This is a genomic window from Epilithonimonas arachidiradicis, assembly GCF_003610695.1.
Lineage (GTDB): Bacteria > Bacteroidota > Bacteroidia > Flavobacteriales > Weeksellaceae > Epilithonimonas > Epilithonimonas arachidiradicis.
On record NZ_RAQH01000006.1, the window covers coordinates 46,183 to 65,115 of the forward strand.

An 18,933-nucleotide genomic window follows, 5' to 3' on the forward strand; every position below is an offset into this window, starting at 1 on the left:
TGAAATGATAAAAGCGCTGATGTATTTCGTAGTTGGAACCCTGATTAGTTTTTTCTTGAGACGTTTAACAGGAGAACCTGCTGAGTTTTGGGTAGAACTTTACGTGGCTTCGGCTTTTGGAATCGGCTGGGGATTGGCATATTTTGTGGACCACCCGGAATGGTCGCTGCCAAAGAAAATGGGAATTTCCTTCATTGGAATTATTTTCCTGGTTGCTGTCGGATTGTTATGTTTTGATTTTGAAACTGCAGTTCCTTCCATTATCAAATTCTCTACAGTTTTTGTAGCCTATTATATGATCGCAAGTTTCCGGGAAAGCAAATCGTTGAGGTATTAATTTTAGATTATATAATTTAAAAGCCGGACTTCGAAAAAAGCCCGGCTTTATTTTTAATGAATCATCAGGAAACTGATGACGGCTAAACCCATAACCAGAAACAGAAAGGCAAAAAAATTAAACATAAACAGAATGCTTCCAATGATAAAACTGACAACACCGTGCGTATGATAAACTTTATAGTGCGCTATAAAAAAGTAAATGATGCTGTAAAAGAATATTACATTCATCAATAAATAGATAATGATACTAATTGAAGAATGGGTTACGTCTGCCAATTTATATAAAAATGAAAATAATAAGATTGTCAGTAATAAGAAACTGAAATAATGTAAAGTGAAAATCCCGTGGTCAAAATACCACCATTTCTTCTTGTTGTGGAAAATCCACAGGAAAAATGCAAAAATCGGAAGATAAATGAACAACGCTTTCGGCAAATTATGGAAAGATATCTCACCTAGTTTTTTTAGAATTTCTCCTTTTGTAACACCATTTTCCTTCAGTTCAAAAAATTTATGACCAACAGGAACATTGATAAAGTCATAGAACGAAGGATTTTTTGCTTTTGCAGAATCAAACGATTTTCTGTTGGTGTAACCATTATACTCAAACTTATCATCCAGCTTCTTGCTCATATCGAAACTATCCTCGATATCGCTTAATCTTGTAGAATCTTTCAGCAGAGTATTGATTCTATTAATCGCTACCGTATCTTTACCATTGCTAGGCGTGGTAGTTCTGATGCTATCCAGCATTTTGGTCGTCTCGGTAAGTCTGTTCAATTTAAAAGCCTTCTCAGTCTGATCGGCTTTTTTGCCTTCAAAATTAATATCAAAAGGCGGGAAAACAGCGAACAGAAAAAATGTAATAAAACTGATAAAAATGTAAAGCTTAACCGGCGGAACAAACTTTTGTCTTTTGCCTTCCAGATAAGTATTGGTCAATTTACCGGGTTTGAAAAGAAGATTTTTAAGAGTTCCCCAAAATTGTCCGTCGTAATGCGTGAAGTCTTCTACAAAATGCGTGAAAAGATAATAGAAAGGCTGCCTGGTTTGGATGTTCTGTTGGCCACAGTGCGGGCAATAATGATCCTCCACAAGGTGTCCGCAATTAAGGCAATCTTTTTCTTCTCTCAGTTTTCCGTGGCTCATTTTATAGAATTTTCCTCAAAAATATAAAAATCCCGAATTATAAATAAAGCTTATTTGGACAAATTTCAGAAAGTTTTTGAGTAATTAATGATTCGTTAACTTATTAATTTTTAGAAAATTAAAATATTTTTCTGAGGAAAATTTTTCATCCGAGAAAAAATTCATACCTTTGCACACCCTTTAAGGGAAAATTATGTTTAATCGTAAACGATAAATTGTGAATACATTAAGTTACAAAACAGTATCGGCAAACAAGGCTACCGCTAATAAAGAATGGGTTGTGGTAGACGCTGCTGAGCAACCGTTGGGAAGACTAGCTTCTACTGTTGCAAAGATTTTGAGAGGTAAGCACAAAACGAATTACACACCACACGTAGATTGTGGAGATAACGTAATCGTTTTGAACGCTGGGAAAGTGACACTTTCCGGAAACAAGTGGGCAGACAAAACTTACATTTGGCACACTGGATATCCAGGTGGTCAGAAGTCTATGACTGCTGATGAGCTTAGAAAAAAAGATGCTCTTAAAGTATTGGAAAAATCTGTAAAAGGTATGTTGCCAAAAAACAGATTGGGTTCAGCTTTATTCAAAAACCTTTATCTATATGAAGGAACTGAGCACAAGCACGAAGCTCAACAGCCAAAAGTAATCAATGTTAACGAATTCAAATAATTGAGTATGTCTATAGTACACAAAATCGGAAGAAGAAAAACTTCTGTTGCAAGAGTTTATGTGAAGCCAGGGACTGGTAACATTACTATAAACGGAAAAGATGCTAAAACATATTTTTGTACAGATGTTTTAGTTTACAAAGTTAATCAGCCATTTTTATTGACAGAAACTTTGGGTCAGTATGACTTAACTGTTAATGTTTTTGGTGGAGGGATCACTGGTCAGGCAGAAGCGATCAGACTAGGAGTTTCTAGAGCATTGTGTGAAATTAATGAAGAATTCAGATTGCTTCTTAAGCCACACGGATTGTTAACTAGAGATGCAAGAATGGTAGAAAGAAAGAAGCCAGGTCAGAAAAAAGCGAGAAAGAGATTCCAATTCTCAAAACGTTAATTCTCAGACTTCGGATTCTGGGTTTTGGATTTCAGAGCTTTTTGGGTTCGTTATCTTCTACCAGAGATCTATTAATCTAACAAAAATTGCCCGTTACGTTTAGCATCCAAATTTTACTCCCATCTAAAGTAAAGTTGATTGCCGAAAAGCGGAAAGTAAACTAACAAAAAACAAGAAAACATGGCAAAAGCAAATGTAAAAGACCTTTTAGAGGCTGGTGTACACTTCGGTCATATGACCAGAAAGTGGAATCCAAATATGGCTCCATACATTTTCATGGAGAAAAACGGTATTCACATCGTAGATTTACATAAAACAGCAGTTAAATTGGACGAAGCTTGTAGTGCTTTGGAAAAATTAACTTCTTCAGGTAAAAAAGTTCTTTTCGTAGCGACTAAAAAGCAAGCGAAAGAAGTAGTAGCAAAACATGCTGCAGAACTTAATATGCCTTACATCACAGAAAGATGGCCAGGAGGAATGTTGACCAACTTCGTAACGATCAGAAAAGCGGTTAAAAAAATGAACGCTATCGATAAAATGAAGAAAGACGGAACATTCGAAACTCTATCTAAAAAAGAAAGATTGCAAGTAGATCGTCAAAGAGCTAATCTTGAGAAAAACTTAGGATCTATCGCAGATATGGTGAGATTGCCTTCAGCTATTTTTGTAGTTGATATTATGAGAGAACACATCGCGGTTACAGAAGCTAAAAAATTGGGTATCCCGGTTTTTGGAATCGTTGATACAAACTCAGATCCAAGAAAAGTGGATTTTGTAATCCCAGGAAATGATGATGCTTCAAAATCTATCGATATGATCCTTTCTGTTGTAGCAGACGCTGTAAAAGAAGGTCAATCTCAAAGAAAAGCAGAAAAAGAAAAATCTAAAGAAGAAGGCGAAAAAGTTTCTGCTGATGCAGATGCTGACTTTGATGCAGAATAAAAATAATTAGAATTTTTTCTAAAATATAAAAGCGGTTCAACGATTTGAATCGCTTTTTTTTATTAATTATTAGGCAGCTTTATCCGCCTTCCGTTCCTGCTTTTTGCTAAGGCTTTTCCCATCCAAAAAAGAGCTCCACTCAAGTCGGGCCGCAAGATTCAGGGTAAAACAATATTTGTATCTCAAAACGAGATCGATTTGCTAAAAGAAAAACCCTTTCAGAGTTTTTAACTCTGAAAGGGCTAATTTTATAATTATGAAAAGAATAATTAAATCTTATCCTTTGAATTCTCCCATTGCAATAAATTTATCTTGTCTTTCCGCAACCAATTTATCTACTGGCTGTTTAGAAAGCGTTTTGATATCTTTCAATAGGAATTTTTTCACATTCTCAAATGTTGCTGCTGTGTCATAATGTGCACCTCCTAGCGGTTCAGGAATAATATCGTCGATTAGCTTTTGCTTCAGCATATCTTCTGCCGTCAGCTTCATTGTTGTTGCGGCAGTTTCTTTATATTCCCAGCTTCTCCAAAGGATGGCAGAGCAGTTCTCTGGAGAGATTACAGAATACCAGGTGTTTTCCAACATATAGACCTTGTTTCCGACACCAATTCCCAATGCGCCACCACTTGCACCTTCACCGATGATTACCGTGATGATAGGTGTTTTTAATTGACACATCTCATAGATGTTTCTGGCAATCGCTTCACCTTGTCCACGCTCTTCCGCTTCCAGACCAGGATAAGCTCCGGGTGTATCCACAAAAGTCACCACAGGAATGTTGAATTTCTCTGCCAATTTCATCAATCTAAGCGCTTTTCTATAACCTTCCGGATTAGACATCCCGAAACGTCTGTGCTGACGTTCTTTGGTTGTTCTACCTTTCTGAGTTCCTATCAGCATTACTGTATTTCCGCTGATGCTGGCAATGCCGCCAACCATAGCAGGGTCATCACCGAAGTTTCTGTCGCCGTGCAATTCTACAAAGCTTCCTTCATCTGCCAGACCATTGATATAATCCAATGTGTACGGTCTGTCCGGATGTCTGGAAAGCTGAACCCTTTGCCAAGGTGAAAGGTTCCCATATATTTTCTTTTTGGTTTCTTCTATTTTGGTTTTGATCTTTTTGCAGGATTCATCTACGTCGATGCCGCTTTCTGTACCTAGTTGTACACATTTTTCGTACTGCTCGATCAGTTCTTTTACAGGTTGTTCAAATTCTAAATACTCCATATTCTGTTTGGATTAAACCATTTCAAAAATAATCTTTTTTTTACAAATGGCTTTTGAATAATATAATTAATTCGAGTTAATTGCTTTTTCGATTCTTGCAAGCGTTTCCTCTTTGCCAATGATGTTCATAATATCCGGAACGTCAGGACCTTTCAGTTCTCCAACTAGAGCCAAACGAAGCGGCATCATAACTTTTCCCATTCCCAAAGATTGTTCCTCTGCAAAATGATGAATCGTTTCTTTCAAAACTTCTGAATCAAATTCTGTTGTTTCTAGTTTTGTAGATAAGTCTTTTAAAACTGCTGAGGTGGTTTCATTCCAAGCTTTTTTCAGGGCTTTTTCGTCGTAAGAAGTCGGGGTTTCAAAAAAGAATTTACCGTCATTATAGATGTCAGCTACAAAATTTGCTCTTTCTTTCATCAATGAAATAATTTTCAATAATTTTTCATCAGACAAATTCAATGATTTTACTTCGTCAACTTCTTTTAGTAAGAGTAAAACTTCTTCATCAGATTTCAATTTAAGATATTCCTGATTGAACCACTTTGCTTTCTGAGGATCGAATCTTGCGCCCGCTTTGTGAACTTTATGAAGGTCAAATTCAGCAATCATTTCATCCAAAGAAACAATTTCTTTATCATTGGCTGGTGTCCAACCCAAAAGTGCGGTCATATTAATGAAAGCTTCAGGAAAATAGCCGGATTCTTTATAGCCTTTCCAGATCTCGTCACTTTCCGGATCTTTGAAGTCCATAGGAAATACCGGGAAACCAAATTTTGCGCCGTCTCTTTTGCTCAATTTTCCTTTACCTTCTGGTTTTAAAATTAAAGAAAGATGCGCAAATTTTGGAGCTTCCCAATTCATTGCCTCATATAATAAAACGTGCAAAGGCATAGATGGCAACCATTCTTCACCTCGGATAACGTGAGAGATTTTCATCTCAAAATCATCCACCACATTCGCGAAATGATAAGTTGGCATTCCATCATTTTTGATTAGAACTTTATCGTCCAAAGTGTTGGTATTAACTGAAAAATTTCCTCTGATAATATCCTGAAGGTTAAGTGTTCTGTCAATTGGCATTTTGAAACGAACGACATAAGGAACATTCTCATCCAACAATTTCTGAACTTCTTCGGAAGAAAGCGAAATGCTGTTTCTTAACTGTTGTCTTGTTTGGTAATTATATGAAAAAACATCACCTTTTGCTTCGAATTTTTTCCTGATCGAATCTAATTCTTCCGGCGTATCAAATGCCAAATAAGCATAATCAGTTTTAAGGATTTGTTCTTTGTATCTGTCATAAATATCTCTTCTCTCAGATTGGCGATAAGGTGCGTATGGGCCGCCTATTTTTGGGCTTTCATCGGGAATGATTCCACACCATTCCAAGGAGTTCATAATATAATCTTCCGCCCCTTCTACATATCTTGCCGTATCGGTATCTTCGATTCTAAGAACGAATTCGCCGCCCTGATTTTTTGCAAAAAGATAATCATATAGAGCTGTTCTGACTCCTCCTAAATGTAAAGCTCCTGTTGGACTTGGTGCAAATCGTACTCTTACTTTTTTCATAAGTAATTATTTATTTTCTAATGGTCTTATGCAATCGCTAATTTATCTGGTTTTTTTTAATTAATTTTAGTAAAAGCATAAATAGACGTTTATTTTTACAGTAATTATTGTTTTCTGAAATTGTGGCGCAAAATTAGGAAATTTTAATGGTTTTACTTTTTTGAATTTGGTGAATCTTATCTGAAATAGTATTTTTGAAGATTAAAATAATAGCTATGTTAGAAATTGGCGAAAGACCTTGGGGTAAGTATTATGTTTTGGCGGATGAACCTAACTATAAATTAAAACGAATAGAGGTCAATCCCGGACAAAAATTATCTTATCAATATCACCATAAAAGACAGGAACAATGGACAATCGTTGAAGGCAACGCAACAATTGTTTTAGATGATAAAGAAATTTCTTTGGGTTATGGAGAAAGTATTTTTATTCCTTTAGGTGCGAAACACAGGATTATGAATCTTACGGATCAACCCGTCGTTTTCATAGAAGTTCAGACCGGAACTTACTTTGGAGAGGAAGATATTGTGAGGCTGGAGGATGAGTATGATAGAGAGTAAATTATGTGAGATTAGCAATCGTTAACTTATAAATATTTCAATTGAAATGTTGTTGATTGAGAAAATTAATATATCATGATTCTAGTTCTTATATAAATAATTTTACATTAAATATGTCATATAGTTCATGTCCATCTCCAAAAGCGATGCATCTTATATAATAGCTAGTTCCATTAAATGTATTTATTTTTTTTCATACCTTAATTTAAAATACGGATTACTTACATATGGCTCTGCAACATTACGATACCCCTATTAATTGGATAACTATAAACAACCGCATTTCTATCATTTTGAAGAATAAATATAGGATTATTTCCTAGCGGTCTTGGTGTATTAGTCGCCCAAAGTACTCTATTATCATCATCAGTATATAATACTAAGTTTGAATCTTTCTGCATAACTAATCTAAATGCAGGAATACCGTTTAAAAACAATTTTAATTCATCGCCACTATTAAGTTGACTTGCACCATTGCTTTCACCAAGGAAAACTGTTTGAGTAAATGAAAGTGATTGTTCATCAATTGGATTAGTAAGATTAGCATCTGATTCTTTTTTACTTGAACAGTTTTATTCTTCAACTGTGATGTAGTTTCATCTTCTCTGTTACAAGACTGTAAATTGAAAATGAAAAAGAGTAAAAACGATGTAAGAATTGATTTTTCATGGACATATATTTAAGTTTATTTGCAAATATAAAGTTTTTACAAATAATTAATTTAATCTAAAAAAGTTATGAGGATAATGTCTCCTGATTAGATTAAATATTTAAAAAAATCCATTTTACAAAATAGTAATTTTATGAAAACTACAGTCAAATTATTTTTTTATATAGTAATCTTATAATCTTACGATAAATTTATTTTGAATATCATCTGCGAGATCTTCGTTAGTCTAATTGTACGGTAATTCCAGTCAACTGAAACAATAATATTTTTCCAGTGTATAGGTAGATTTTTTTAGGTTTGTATATAGGGAATATCATTCGTCAAATAATGAATATACCATTATAATCATAATGAAAAAGAGATGTAGTAAAGTGGATAATAATCCTAATTACTACAGTAGAGGTTAGAAACTGTAAGATTTCTTTGATCTATCATTCTTCAAAAAACACTTTTAAGTAAGCTTTTTTATTACTTTCTGTAGAAAAATTATTTGCAGTAGTTTCATAACTATTTCTGCTCATTTCATATAATTTATCTCTGTTTTCATCAAAGTAAATTATTGTTTTAATAAAACTTTCGATACATTCATCGACATCTATAGGGATGTTTTTTAATAGATTTTTTGGAATCCATTTTTCGTTTGTGATTATGCGATTTTTTTTAATGTAATTTTTAATAGATCTATCTTGAATAATTACACCATTGCCAAATTCCTCTCCGATGAATTCACTAATTTCACCAACATCTGTAGAAATAGGAACTGTACCATAAGCCATAGCTTCCAGTAGAACCATTGGGAATCCCTCTCTGTAAGATGTAATTAATATAAGATCACTTTGCTGATAATAGAAATTAAGCATATCTTTTTCTTTTATACTGCCTATAATTATCATATTTTCAGTATGTTTAATATTTTTATCGAAATCACCGATCAATAAAAATTCAACCGGAATGCTCCGATCAAAACATCGTTGAGCAATCTCAAAGAATATTTCAGGTCTCTTTTCATGAGAATTTCTGGAAACAAAAATTATCTTGAGCTTTTTATTTTTTTGTTTTGGTGGGAGTGAATCAGGTAAATCAACTTTATTATGAATTATTTCAATTCTTTTAAGTAGATCTGCTTCAATATTGGCATTTTCATATAATAATTTGTAATCTTCGTATGTTTTTTTTCCTAAAATAATTCTTTTGTGTATTCTATGAGCAATATTAATACTGAATTTTTCAGGAGAATAGGGATCTTCATAGGTAAATGCGTGAGTAAGATCTATAATTTTCACATGTGACTCTAAATAAGGGATTAATTTATAAAAAAAGAGATTATTACAACCAAAAACTATTGGTTTTTTCTTAATATTGATCTTCTTTGCTAATAATTTGTAATAATTCTGATATTTAAGACTCCTAAAATGACCAATATCAATTAATTGAGAAGTATTTTTTAAAAAATCCTCCTTCATAAAATCATTTTCGGATCGATATACAATAATGCACGTCGTTTTATATTTGGCAAATACACTTAAAATATCTGCATGAACTCTTTCTCCTCCTCCAAAATGATAGACTGGAAAAAAAAATACAATATCATTAATATTTTTAATTAATTTTTTAAATTTTGGAAATTCAAAAAGGTAAGAGATTTTTGTGCTTTTCATTTAAAAGAATTGATTGTAAGCTAATTTAAATTATTTTATTCTTATTTAAAAACTAAGTAAAAGATTTTTACTTAGAGGAATTTTTAATTCAATTCCTAATAGGCAATCAGTTTATTAGTTTCTTTTTAGTCCCAGGATAATAAAAATAAGAAAATAGATTGGACGATCATCAAAGGGGTGATTTATCATTTTAACTGTGGGATCTTTTTATATTCTCGATCTTTTGAAAGCATTTTTATATAAAAATTGATGATCTTTCAATGATCTTATTCTATTATTAAAAAAAAATTAATTATTAATAATTTGTATTGTTTTCTGATACTGTTTATTGGATTTCTGAAGAAATGTTTTTCAATAGTTTGAAAAGGAAATAATGATAACTTATTCAATGCTTTGTAATAAGTCTCATTTTTATGTGTAAGCAAACTGAAATTATCAGATTTGGTGTGAGTTTTCTTCAAAGTCTCTTCCAATTTTATTCGGGAAACATCACTCAACCTATTCTTTTCCCGTATAGCAAAATCAATAACCAGCTTTTTCAGATATTGTAAATATCTCGCTGCAACAGCTTTTGTAAGGTTGTCAGTATTATTGATGTAATATTTTTCAAGAATAGTTTCTAAAATGTCCAGATAAGAATTTAGATTTTTATCGCTAATGTTTTTTGTTATTGAATCGGAATTGTCTGTTCTGTAAAAATATGTTTCTTTATCAATAAACTTTACATTTCTAGCTAGAAGCATGGTTTCAAAAAACCATAATTCGTCCTCATGAAGAATACCTTCCTTAAAACGCAGATTATTTTTTTCTATGAATTCCCTTTTATACAATCGGTTTTGTGCAACAGGAGTTAAAGCAGATTCCATAGTTCTTATTAGGACGTCAAAATGATTATTAACAAAAAAAATCTCACCTTCTTTTGGAGAGTACAGTTGCGAAATTTTTGAGATTGCCTCCTTATTAATTTTTGAAGAAACCGTAATTCCGGTAATAATATCATTGTTCTCAAAAGATGAAACAAAAGTGCGGATGGCACTTTTATCTAAAATATCATCAGAATCTAAAAAAAATAAAAATTTTCCTTCTGCAAGATCGATTCCTCTATTCCTTGTCGCAGAAAGCCCAGCATTTTTTTGGTTAAACAATCTGATTTTCGGACTAATAGATTCAAAGGACTTAAGGATTTCGAGCGTATTGTCAGTACTTCCATCATTGATTATAACACATTCCCAATTTTCATAATCCTGATTAATGATTGAGTCTATACAAAATGCAACATATTTTTCAACGTTATAGCAAGGAATTATAATAGTGACCAATGGAGATGATGTCATTACTCAGAAATTAATTTTGTATAAAGATTCGGATAATAATAGTATAAACGTAAATAGAAATAATATTCCCAACCGATATCTACAGCAGGATATTTAAGAAAAGATTTAAAAGATTGTCGGATTTCTTCTTTTTCAGTAATCATATCTTCCTTACCGGTTTGTCGAAGTATTCGCTTGAGAACCATTAATAGTTTTCTGATGATGTTTTTCGTAATCTTCTGCTCATTTGTGACTTCTTTTGAATTTTGCCAAAACTTGAACACATCCATTATTGCCAGATAAAAATAATAAGCCGTTTCAGGGGAAAGATTATGTGAGAGACTATCCTCATGCTGTATATAATGATACAGCTGCTTATTAGATTTGACAACGGTCATCGCTTTGTCGAACACCTTGAATAATGTTGAATAATCCTCAAAACATTTTAAGCTCTCTGGAAAATTTATATTTTTTAGAAAACTAGCTTTATATAATTTCCCCCAGGGATGACTTTGTATCACTTCGTCTTCCAAAAGAAGAGCTAATGCTTTTTTTCCATCAAAAACCATCTCTTCCGAAGTAGGCTTATTGAAAATAACATTTCCGTTTTTATCTTCGTACAAAGCTTCGATTATAGCAATATCAGCGTTTTCTTCTTTAAGTAGATTGTAAAGCACAGTACAATAATCAGGTTCTACCCAATCATCAGAATCTACAAAACAAATATATTCTCCCGTTGCAGCTTCTACGCCATTGTTCCTTGCTTTTGCAACACCTGCATTATCTTGTTTTAAGATTTTTATTCTTTTGTCTTTAAGTCGGAATTCTTCATAAATTTTTGCAGATCCATCCGTTGAGCCGTCGTCTATCAATATGACTTCCAGGTTGTTATATGATTGGCGGATGACAGAATACAGACATTTTCGTAATGTCTGTTCAGCATTGTAACAGGGGATGATTAGACTTATCAGCGGATAATTATTCATAAAAATTGCAATGGCTAATACTTGAATTAGAAAAATGTCGACATATGAAAAATAATCGCTTATCTATTTATTTAAAAAAGCAAAGATATTAGCAAACTATTATGTTTGCAACATATTTTTTATTCTAATTTAAAAGAAAATATTAGGCCAAACAAATTTTCAATATTCGCAGTTTTTGTTCTAAATTTGAAAAAATAATACAGTTTATCCTGCAAACAGAGGCTTTTAATTAGAAATTTATGAATATTGTATATTTAGTATTTGGTAATAATATAGAAAATTACCAACAGGCACATTTTTCAATTTATACAGCCTTGTTATTTAAAAATGCTGGAGATAGAATAGTTGTGGTGACTGATAACACACAGTTGTTTAATTCTTTTGGAAATCATATAGAAACTATATCTATCAATAATGATGTAATTAAAGAATGGGAAGGTGAATATCAATTTTTTTGGAGGGTGAAAATCAAAGCATTGCAATTGGTTTCTGGGAAATATCCATCAGAATCTATTTTGTATTTGGATGGTGATACTTTTTTTTATCATGAGATGGATTCTTTGCGGGATGGAATGAAAAACGGGCAGAATTATATGCACGTAGAAGAAGGAAAGTTATCGGCTCTTTCATCAAAAACCGAAAGACTGATGTGGAAACAGATGAATGGGAAAACTTATCACAGTATTCAAATAGACAAAAATTCTGCAATGTGGAATGCGGGGTTAATTGGGATTTCTCACAAGCATTTCAGTTGCCTGGATTTAACATTGGGAATTAATGATGCAATGTGTGAAGATGGTGTTACAAGACGATTGGTAGAACAATTTGCATTTTCTTTAGGATTAAATGAATTTTCAGCTTTGAAACCTGCTGATAATATTGTTGGACACTACTGGGGAAATAAAAAAGAATGGAACGAGATTATCAGTAACTTTCTGAAAGAGTGTTTTATGAAACATTATTCTCTAGACCAAATTATTCAAAAGGTAAAAGAAATTGATTTCACTCAAATTCCGATCAAGGTGAAGGAATCTAGTACACAAAGAAAACTTAAAAACTTTATAGATCAATTTTATAAAAATAGAAAACCGCTTTACATCAATAAGTAAAATCTGAGTTTTCCGGAAAATTAATTTATTGTTTCAAAGTTCTGTAGGTCTCATAGACGTACAGGCTTTGGAGATAGCTGATTTTTAATCCATTGACACCATCCAATATTCCGAGCTTTAGAAAGTAAGTTTTAAAAAACTTAAAAATCACTTTGCCCCATTGTGCAAGGAACGAATATTTTTTTCCTTTTAGTTGAAGTTCCAGTCCTTTTAGCCTTCCGTATGACAACATTTTGTTTTTGAATTGGTCATAATTTTCAAAAGAATAATGAAGAAGTTTATGTTTTAAAATACCAACCGTTCCATTGACTTCCAAGGTCTCGTGAACCTTTTTATTTTTGGAATAGTGAGCTTTCGATTTTCTGAACAAACGGAAATTTTTGTCATTCTGAGTACCGGAAAAATTAATTTTCTTCTTTCCAAGAAAAAATGTTCTGTAAAAATAATAAGCATCTTTTGCGTTAGAATCTTTAACTGTTTTAATAATCTCTTCTTGTAATTCAGAAGTTATTCGCTCGTCGCCATCCAAAAATAGAACCCAGTCATTTTTTGCGGCATCCAGCGCAATATTTCTTTGCTTAGTAAAATCTTCAAATTTGTTTTGAATAATTTTTACTTTAGGAAATGTACTTGCAATTTCTATAGTTTTATCTGTACTGAAAGAATCGACTACGATAATTTCATCACAAAAATCAAAACATTCGAGGACTTCTCGCATGTTTTTTTCTTCGTTGAAAGTAATAATCAGACCGCTTATCTTCTCGTTCAGCTGCTGCATGTTTATTTTTGAAATTCTAAGATCGTCTTTTCGATAATTCTCACACAATCCAAAAGTTGTTCTTCAGTAATCACCAAAGGCGGAGCCAATCTGATAATGTTACCGTGAGTTGGCTTGGCAAGAAGGCCGTTTTCCTTCAGTTTTAAACAAAGATTCCAGGCTGTTTTGCTATCAGGAGTATCGTTGATGAGAATAGCGTTCAATAGGCCTTTTCCACGAACTTTTGTGATCAGATTTGTTTTTTGGATTAATTTTTCAATCTCAGAACGGAAGAGCTGTCCCAGTTCCTCGGCTCTTTCAGATAAGTTTTCTTCAGCTACAACATCCAGAGCAGCTAGCGCAACCGCACAAGCAATTGGATTGCCTCCAAATGTAGAACCATGTTGGCCCGGCTTGATGACATTCATAATTTCATCGTTTGCCAAAACTGCAGACACAGGATACATCCCGCCGGAAAGAGCTTTCCCCAGAATCAAAATATCCGGCTGAACATCCTCGTGGTGACAAGCAATCAATTTTCCGGTTCTTGCGATTCCCGTTTGAACTTCGTCTGCGATGAAAAGGACATTATATTTTTTACACAATTCCGAAGCTCCTTTTAAGAATCCTTCATCTGGAACGTAAACGCCGGCTTCACCCTGGATGGGTTCGGCTAAGAAAGCGGCAATATTTTCAGAGTCATTTTTTAAGATTTCTTCTAATGCTCCAAGATCATTATAAGGAATTTTTATAAATCCAGGTGTGAAAGGTCCATAATTTTGATTAGCATCTGGATCATTAGAGAAAGAAACAATTGTCGTTGTTCTTCCGTGGAAATTATTTTCGCATACAATTATTTTTGCAGCATTTTCAGAAATCCCTTTGACTTCATAACTCCACTTTCTGGCGAGTTTAACAGCTGTCTCAACAGCCTCAGCGCCAGAGTTCATTGGCAGGGCTTTGTCAAAGCCAAAAAGTGATGTTATCTTTTTCTCGTATTCTCCCAATTTAGAATTATAAAAAGCTCTCGATGTCAAAGCTAATTTTTTAGTTTGCTCTACCAAGGCGCCAACAATTTTCGGATGAGAATGACCCTGATTAACGGCAGAATAAGCAGACAAAAAATCGTAATATTTTTTACCTTCGACATCCCAGACAAAAACGCCTTCACCTTTATCCAAAACCACTGGAAGCGGGTGGTAGTTGTGAGCGCCATATTGATTTTCGAGGTCGATGAAATATTGAGAATTTTTTTGCTGGACTGCTGTTGCCATATCGTTTATTTTTCTGTAAAAATAACGAATTTGATTTCAATTAATGATAATAAAAATGCCCAACTGTAAAAGTCAGGCATTTTTATCTATAAGTACGAAATTATTTAGATATGATTGTCAAAACTTCTGTCCATAACAAAATCTTCCATAAATTTCGTAGTGTAATTTCCGGCAAGGAAATCTTCATTTTCCAGTAATTGTCTGTGGAATGGAATGGTTGTTTTAACACCTTCGATATAGAATTCTTCCAGCGCACGTTTCATTTTTGCAATCGCTTCTTCTCTGGTCTGTGCCGTTACAATCAGCTTTGCAATCATGGAATCATAGTTTGGTGGGATCGCATATCCAGAATAAACGTGTGTGTCAACTCTTACGCCGTGACCACCAGGAATGTTTAGTTCAGTAATTCTCCCCGGAGATGGACGGAAATCCGCATAAGGATCTTCAGCATTGATTCTACATTCGATGGCGTGCATCTTCGGATAGTAATTTTTTCCGCTGATAGGCGTTCCTGATGCTAGCAAAATCTGCTCACGGATCAAGTCGTAGTCAACAACCTGTTCAGTAATCGGATGCTCAACCTGGATTCTGGTATTCATTTCCATGAAATAGAAATTTCTGTGCTTATCTACCAAAAATTCGATAGTTCCAACACCTTCATAACCAATAAACTCAGCCGCTTTCACAGCTGCAGCTCCCATTTTTTCACGAAGCTCGTCCGTCATAAAAGGAGAAGGCGTTTCCTCAATTAATTTTTGATTTCTTCTTTGGACAGAACAATCTCTTTCAGAAAGGTGACAAGCTTTTCCAAATTGGTCTCCAGCAACCTGAATCTCAATATGCCTTGGCTCTTCGATCAATTTTTCCATATACATTCCGCCGTTTCCAAAAGCAGCAACCGCTTCCTGGATGGCAGAATCCCAATGGTCTTTAAGATCATCTTCTTTCCAAACCGCTCTCATTCCTTTTCCGCCACCACCAGCGGTAGCTTTGATCATTACAGGATAACCGATTTCTTTTGCTGTTTTCTTAGCATCTTCATAAGAATCGATTAATCCATCAGAACCGGGAACGCAAGGGATTCCGGCAGCTTTCATCGTTGCCTTAGCCGTGGCTTTGTCGCCCATCTTTTCGATCTGTTCAGGCGTTGCTCCGATGAATTTGATTCCGTTTTTAGCACAGATTCTGGAGAAATTCGCATTCTCCGACAAGAATCCGTAACCTGGATGGATGGCGTCTGCATTGGTAATCTCTGCAGCAGCAATGATATTGGGGATTTTAAGATAGGAGTCCTTACTCATTGGCGGACCAATACAAACAGCTTCGTCTGCAAAACGCACGTGAAGACTGTCTTTATCTGCTGTAGAATAAACGGCAACAGTTTTGATCCCCATTTCTTTTGCCGTACGCAAGATTCGCATTGCGATCTCACCACGGTTTGCGATTAATATTTTTTTGAACATCTGTTCGAAATTTTAAATTATAAATTTTGAATTTTAAATTAATTTTAAACGAAAGAATTTCATCTAAAATTTATAATCTTTTTACCTTAAAATTCCTTAAGATGGATCAACTAAGAATAATGGCTGATCGTACTCTACAGGAGAAGCATCATCAACCAATATTTTTACGATTTTTCCGCTAACCTCTGATTCAATTTGGTTGAAAAGCTTCATTGCTTCGATTACGCAAACTACTTTTCCTTCTGTTACAGCATCACCAACATTTACAAAAACGTCTTTATCCGGAGATGGCTTTCTGTAGAAAGTGCCAATCATTGGAGACTTGATTGTAATATACTTGCTGTCATCAGCAGAGCTTGCTGCTTCAGAAGCTGCAGCAGGAGCAGATACCGGATTTGCAGCAGGTGCAGAAACAGGAGCCTGGTACGCAACCTGAGGAGTTACATAGCTTACAGGTTCTCCTCCAAGTGGAGTTTTGATATAGATTTCGAAGTCTTTGTTTTTATACTTTACTTCGGAAACACCTGCCTTTGCAACAAATCTTACAAGATTCTGAATGTCTTTTATATCCATAAAATTTTTAAATTGTTTTGAACGCCAAATATAATAAAAAACCACCCAAATTGATAAAATCCGAGTGGTTTTTTATGCTGTGTATAAGATTATCGGAAGATAAATCTTAGTTTTCTTCTGTTGTTTCTACAGTTTTCTCTAGTACAACTTTTCCTTTGTAATAAAGTTTTCCTTCGTGCCAGTGAGCTCTGTGATAAAGGTGCAATTCACCAGTTGTAGCATCTTTTGCCAATTGAGGCGCTACAGCTTTGTAGTGAGTTCTTCTTTTATCTCTTCTTGTAGACGACTGTCTTCTCTTAGGATGTGCCATTGTTGATTATTTTAAAAATTCAAACGAATTATAGGTTATACTTAATTATTGTCTTTTAACTTTTTCAAAGCTTCCCATCTTGGATCGGTGCTTTGTTCTTCCTCTTCTTCTTCAATTTCTTTTGGACTGTACTGGTCAAGGAGCTTTTGATACTCATCATTCTCTCTTACGGATGGCGCCAGTTTTTTCATCGGGATCGATAAAACAACGGCTTCATATACAAGATTGGCAATGTTGAACTCGCTATCTTTGTGTGGAATAGTGATAATATCTTCATTACTGTCATCATATTCTTCACCAAATTTTACAAGAACCTTCAAATCATTCTCAATATTTTCAGAAAATTCATCGTTGCTAATGTCGCAAATCAATTGAACTGTTCCTGAAACGTTGATATAGAATTCCAAAAATGTAGTGTGTTTGTCCAAGTGAACATTCACATCAATTTTTGGGTTAAAAAACTCTTGTTCAGTCTCAAATAAATCAAAGAACTCCTGATTGATTTCGAATTTGAAATCGTGCTTTCCGGTTTTAAGACCAGAAAAAGCAATATCGTAGTTTCTAAATCTGTCCATAAAAAATGGTGTGCAAAAATAATTTAATTTTTTTAAATAACAAAATGTTTTTTGGAAATACTTGAAATGCAAAAATTTACTCCCAATATTTTGTTTTATTCAGCTTCGGTTGGCAGATCTTCATCCACACCATTATTTATGTGAATAGCTTTTGGACGAAGTTGATTTTCCATTAGTTCCCGATACTCGTTTCTGTTCTTAAAAATCTTGATGGCTGTGAAAATAGCTTCTGAAAAAGAAGTCTCATCAGCCAGGTTTTTTCCTGCGATGTCATAAGCCACACCGTGATCCGGCGAAGTTCTGACAAAAGGTAAGCCGGCGGTATAATTGACGCCTTCTTCATAAGCAATGGTTTTGAAAGGGGCTAATCCCTGGTCGTGATACATTGCTAAAACGGCGTCAAAAGCTTTGTATTTTTCCGGCTGAAAAAAACTGTCGGCAGGATAGGGACCAAAAGCCAGAGCGCCAGTATCAAAAAGTTCTTTGATGGCAGGCTCTATGATTTCGATTTCTTCCTTGCCAATTACACCGCCGTCACCAGCGTGTGGATTAAGTCCCAAAACTGCAATTTTCGGTTTTTGTACGCAGAAGTCTTCCTTCAAAGTTGTTATCAATTGTCTAATTTGTTTCTTTATTTTTTCTTTCGAAATATTTTTTGCAATATCAGCAACTGGAATGTGATGCGTGGAAACGGCAACTTTCAGGTCTTCTGTTACCATAAACATCACAGCCTTTTTCTGCGCTTTTTCTTCAAAGTAACCTGTGTGTCCGGCGTGAGCAAAGCCGTACTTCATCATCTCGTCCTTATTGATGGGAGCGGTTACCAAAACATCGATTTCATTTTTCAGGAGAGCTTCTGTTGCCGCTTCCAGAGAATCAATCGCCATTCTTGTGGATTCTTCCGTTGGAACACCGAATTCTACATTGCTGTTCTCTTTGGTAAGATTGACCATATTGATTTTTCCGCCTTGCGCTTCTTTTGCAGCATTGATATAATTAAAATTCGTCTGCAGCTTGAAGATGTTTTTCTGATAAGTAAACAACTTACCCGACCCAAATATAACTGGCGTGAAAAAATCGGTGATGGTTTTGTCTTTCAGAGATTTCAGAATAATCTCGGGTCCGATGCCGTTGAAATCGCCGATTGAAATTCCTACTCTGATTTTATGATGTTTGGAGCTCATTTTGTTTTTTCTTAGACGTTTAAAAAGAATTTTACAAATTTATGTTTTTTAGGTTACTTTTGTAACTATTTGTTTACATATTATAATTAGGAGTTGGTAAAATATGTAACATTTATAGCCCCGATTGTAGTGGAAATCCTTTTTCTTTTCTTTGAAAAGGAAAAGATTGCAACGGAAAGCGGGATTAAGCTCCTGAA

General features: G+C 34.3%; 19 protein-coding genes. 6 read left to right on the top strand and 13 right to left on the bottom strand.

Features of this window, described 5'->3' with window-relative positions; genetic code table 11:
- The first annotated feature begins 4 nt into the window (after positions 1-4).
- Entirely contained in the window at positions 5-337 is a 333-nt protein-coding gene (locus tag BXY58_RS10655) for a hypothetical protein (RefSeq protein ID WP_120213849.1), read from the top strand.
- Positions 338-390: 53 nt separating this feature from the next.
- Here the strand turns inward: BXY58_RS10655 and BXY58_RS10660 are convergent, their stop codons facing one another.
- The gene (locus BXY58_RS10660) at positions 391-1,488 is read right to left on the bottom strand and encodes a DUF3667 domain-containing protein (protein WP_120213850.1); all 1,098 of its coding nucleotides are present in this window, start codon (positions 1,486-1,488) and stop codon (positions 391-393) included.
- 217 nt (positions 1,489-1,705) lie between these two features.
- On the opposite strand from BXY58_RS10660, the gene rplM reads away from it, so the two are divergent.
- From rplM to rpsB, 3 genes are all read left to right on the top strand, one after another.
- Positions 1,706-2,161 carry a 50S ribosomal protein L13 gene (rplM, locus tag BXY58_RS10665; protein WP_120213851.1) on the top strand — a complete coding sequence of 152 codons (456 nt, stop codon included), beginning with the start codon at positions 1,706-1,708 and terminating at the stop codon, positions 2,159-2,161.
- A 6-nt stretch (positions 2,162-2,167) separates the two neighbouring features.
- The gene (gene rpsI, locus BXY58_RS10670; RefSeq protein WP_120213852.1) at positions 2,168-2,554 is read left to right on the top strand and encodes a 30S ribosomal protein S9; all 387 of its coding nucleotides are present in this window, start codon (positions 2,168-2,170) and stop codon (positions 2,552-2,554) included.
- A 180-nt stretch (positions 2,555-2,734) separates the two neighbouring features.
- Positions 2,735-3,496, top strand: a complete 762-nt coding sequence (gene rpsB, locus BXY58_RS10675) for a 30S ribosomal protein S2 (protein ID WP_120213853.1) — start codon at positions 2,735-2,737, stop codon at positions 3,494-3,496.
- A 276-nt stretch (positions 3,497-3,772) separates the two neighbouring features.
- Here rpsB and BXY58_RS10680 read toward each other — a convergent pair whose 3' ends face one another.
- Entirely contained in the window at positions 3,773-4,729 is a 957-nt protein-coding gene (locus BXY58_RS10680) for an acetyl-CoA carboxylase carboxyltransferase subunit alpha (protein WP_120213854.1), read from the bottom strand.
- A gap of 66 nt (positions 4,730-4,795) precedes the next feature.
- A complete protein-coding gene (gltX, locus tag BXY58_RS10685) occupies positions 4,796-6,304 on the bottom strand; it encodes a glutamate--tRNA ligase (protein ID WP_120213855.1) in 1,509 nt (502 codons plus the stop codon).
- A 215-nt stretch (positions 6,305-6,519) separates the two neighbouring features.
- On the opposite strand from gltX, the gene BXY58_RS10690 reads away from it, so the two are divergent.
- A complete protein-coding gene (locus BXY58_RS10690; protein WP_120213856.1) occupies positions 6,520-6,864 on the top strand; it encodes a phosphomannose isomerase type II C-terminal cupin domain in 345 nt (114 codons plus the stop codon).
- Positions 6,865-7,965: 1,101 nt separating this feature from the next.
- Here BXY58_RS10690 and BXY58_RS10700 read toward each other — a convergent pair.
- The 3 genes from BXY58_RS10700 to BXY58_RS10710 all read right to left on the bottom strand — a co-directional run bounded on the left by BXY58_RS10700 (position 7,966) and on the right by BXY58_RS10710 (position 11,491).
- A complete protein-coding gene (locus BXY58_RS10700; protein WP_120213858.1) occupies positions 7,966-9,192 on the bottom strand; it encodes a glycosyltransferase family 4 protein in 1,227 nt (408 codons plus the stop codon).
- Positions 9,193-9,458: 266 nt separating this feature from the next.
- On the bottom strand, positions 9,459-10,526 hold the full coding sequence (locus BXY58_RS10705; RefSeq protein ID WP_120213859.1) for a glycosyltransferase: 1,068 nt from the start codon (positions 10,524-10,526) through the stop codon (positions 9,459-9,461).
- Positions 10,526-11,491 carry a glycosyltransferase family 2 protein gene (locus tag BXY58_RS10710; protein ID WP_120213860.1) on the bottom strand — a complete coding sequence of 322 codons (966 nt, stop codon included), beginning with the start codon at positions 11,489-11,491 and terminating at the stop codon, positions 10,526-10,528. Before BXY58_RS10710 ends, BXY58_RS10705 begins: the two co-directional genes overlap by 1 nt.
- Positions 11,492-11,730: 239 nt before the next feature.
- Between BXY58_RS10710 and BXY58_RS10715 the strand changes: the two genes are divergently transcribed.
- The gene (locus BXY58_RS10715; RefSeq protein WP_120213861.1) at positions 11,731-12,600 is read left to right on the top strand and encodes a hypothetical protein; all 870 of its coding nucleotides are present in this window, start codon (positions 11,731-11,733) and stop codon (positions 12,598-12,600) included.
- A gap of 25 nt (positions 12,601-12,625) precedes the next feature.
- On the opposite strand, the gene BXY58_RS10720 is transcribed toward BXY58_RS10715, so the two are convergent.
- The 7 genes from BXY58_RS10720 to pdxA form a co-directional block, all read right to left on the bottom strand.
- On the bottom strand, positions 12,626-13,378 hold the full coding sequence (locus tag BXY58_RS10720) for a glycosyltransferase family 2 protein (RefSeq protein ID WP_120213862.1): 753 nt from the start codon (positions 13,376-13,378) through the stop codon (positions 12,626-12,628).
- Between the two features lie 2 nt (positions 13,379-13,380).
- Positions 13,381-14,631 carry an ornithine--oxo-acid transaminase gene (rocD, locus tag BXY58_RS10725; RefSeq protein WP_120213863.1) on the bottom strand — a complete coding sequence of 417 codons (1,251 nt, stop codon included), beginning with the start codon at positions 14,629-14,631 and terminating at the stop codon, positions 13,381-13,383.
- A 104-nt stretch (positions 14,632-14,735) separates the two neighbouring features.
- Positions 14,736-16,094, bottom strand: coding sequence for an acetyl-CoA carboxylase biotin carboxylase subunit (gene accC, locus BXY58_RS10730; protein WP_120213864.1), 1,359 nt, complete (start codon positions 16,092-16,094; stop codon positions 14,736-14,738).
- Between the two features lie 96 nt (positions 16,095-16,190).
- Complete coding sequence (gene accB / locus BXY58_RS10735) at positions 16,191-16,667, bottom strand: acetyl-CoA carboxylase biotin carboxyl carrier protein (RefSeq protein ID WP_120213865.1); 477 nt, start codon at positions 16,665-16,667, stop codon at positions 16,191-16,193.
- Positions 16,668-16,773: 106 nt separating this feature from the next.
- Positions 16,774-16,977, bottom strand: a complete 204-nt coding sequence (rpmF, locus tag BXY58_RS10740; RefSeq protein ID WP_076781964.1) for a 50S ribosomal protein L32 — start codon at positions 16,975-16,977, stop codon at positions 16,774-16,776.
- 41 nt (positions 16,978-17,018) lie between these two features.
- Positions 17,019-17,552 (bottom strand): YceD family protein, encoded by a 534-nt coding sequence (locus BXY58_RS10745; RefSeq protein WP_120213866.1) that lies wholly within the window; start codon positions 17,550-17,552, stop codon positions 17,019-17,021.
- 95 nt (positions 17,553-17,647) lie between these two features.
- A complete protein-coding gene (gene pdxA / locus BXY58_RS10750; protein WP_120213867.1) occupies positions 17,648-18,736 on the bottom strand; it encodes a 4-hydroxythreonine-4-phosphate dehydrogenase PdxA in 1,089 nt (362 codons plus the stop codon).
- Positions 18,737-18,933: the final 197 nt, after the last annotated feature.

Excerpts from the sequence above, each read along its gene's own strand:
- BXY58_RS10655 (WP_120213849.1), top strand. The coding sequence starts at position 5 with ATGATAAAAGCGCTGATGTATTTCGTAGTTGGAACCCTGATTAGTTTT.
- BXY58_RS10660 (WP_120213850.1), bottom strand. The coding sequence starts at position 1,488 with ATGAGCCACGGAAAACTGAGAGAAGAAAAAGATTGCCTTAATTGCGGA.
- rpsI (WP_120213852.1), top strand. The coding sequence starts at position 2,168 with ATGTCTATAGTACACAAAATCGGAAGAAGAAAAACTTCTGTTGCAAGA.
- rpsB (WP_120213853.1), top strand. The coding sequence starts at position 2,735 with ATGGCAAAAGCAAATGTAAAAGACCTTTTAGAGGCTGGTGTACACTTC.
- BXY58_RS10680 (WP_120213854.1), bottom strand. The coding sequence starts at position 4,729 with ATGGAGTATTTAGAATTTGAACAACCTGTAAAAGAACTGATCGAGCAG.
- gltX (WP_120213855.1), bottom strand. The coding sequence starts at position 6,304 with ATGAAAAAAGTAAGAGTACGATTTGCACCAAGTCCAACAGGAGCTTTA.
- BXY58_RS10690 (WP_120213856.1), top strand. The coding sequence starts at position 6,520 with ATGTTAGAAATTGGCGAAAGACCTTGGGGTAAGTATTATGTTTTGGCG.
- BXY58_RS10700 (WP_120213858.1), bottom strand. The coding sequence starts at position 9,192 with ATGAAAAGCACAAAAATCTCTTACCTTTTTGAATTTCCAAAATTTAAA.
- BXY58_RS10705 (WP_120213859.1), bottom strand. The coding sequence starts at position 10,526 with ATGACATCATCTCCATTGGTCACTATTATAATTCCTTGCTATAACGTT.
- BXY58_RS10710 (WP_120213860.1), bottom strand. The coding sequence starts at position 11,491 with ATGAATAATTATCCGCTGATAAGTCTAATCATCCCCTGTTACAATGCT.
- BXY58_RS10715 (WP_120213861.1), top strand. The coding sequence starts at position 11,731 with ATGAATATTGTATATTTAGTATTTGGTAATAATATAGAAAATTACCAA.
- BXY58_RS10720 (WP_120213862.1), bottom strand. The coding sequence starts at position 13,378 with ATGCAGCAGCTGAACGAGAAGATAAGCGGTCTGATTATTACTTTCAAC.
- rocD (WP_120213863.1), bottom strand. The coding sequence starts at position 14,631 with ATGGCAACAGCAGTCCAGCAAAAAAATTCTCAATATTTCATCGACCTC.
- accC (WP_120213864.1), bottom strand. The coding sequence starts at position 16,094 with ATGTTCAAAAAAATATTAATCGCAAACCGTGGTGAGATCGCAATGCGA.
- accB (WP_120213865.1), bottom strand. The coding sequence starts at position 16,667 with ATGGATATAAAAGACATTCAGAATCTTGTAAGATTTGTTGCAAAGGCA.
- rpmF (WP_076781964.1), bottom strand. The coding sequence starts at position 16,977 with ATGGCACATCCTAAGAGAAGACAGTCGTCTACAAGAAGAGATAAAAGA.
- BXY58_RS10745 (WP_120213866.1), bottom strand. The coding sequence starts at position 17,552 with ATGGACAGATTTAGAAACTACGATATTGCTTTTTCTGGTCTTAAAACC.
- pdxA (WP_120213867.1), bottom strand. The coding sequence starts at position 18,736 with ATGAGCTCCAAACATCATAAAATCAGAGTAGGAATTTCAATCGGCGAT.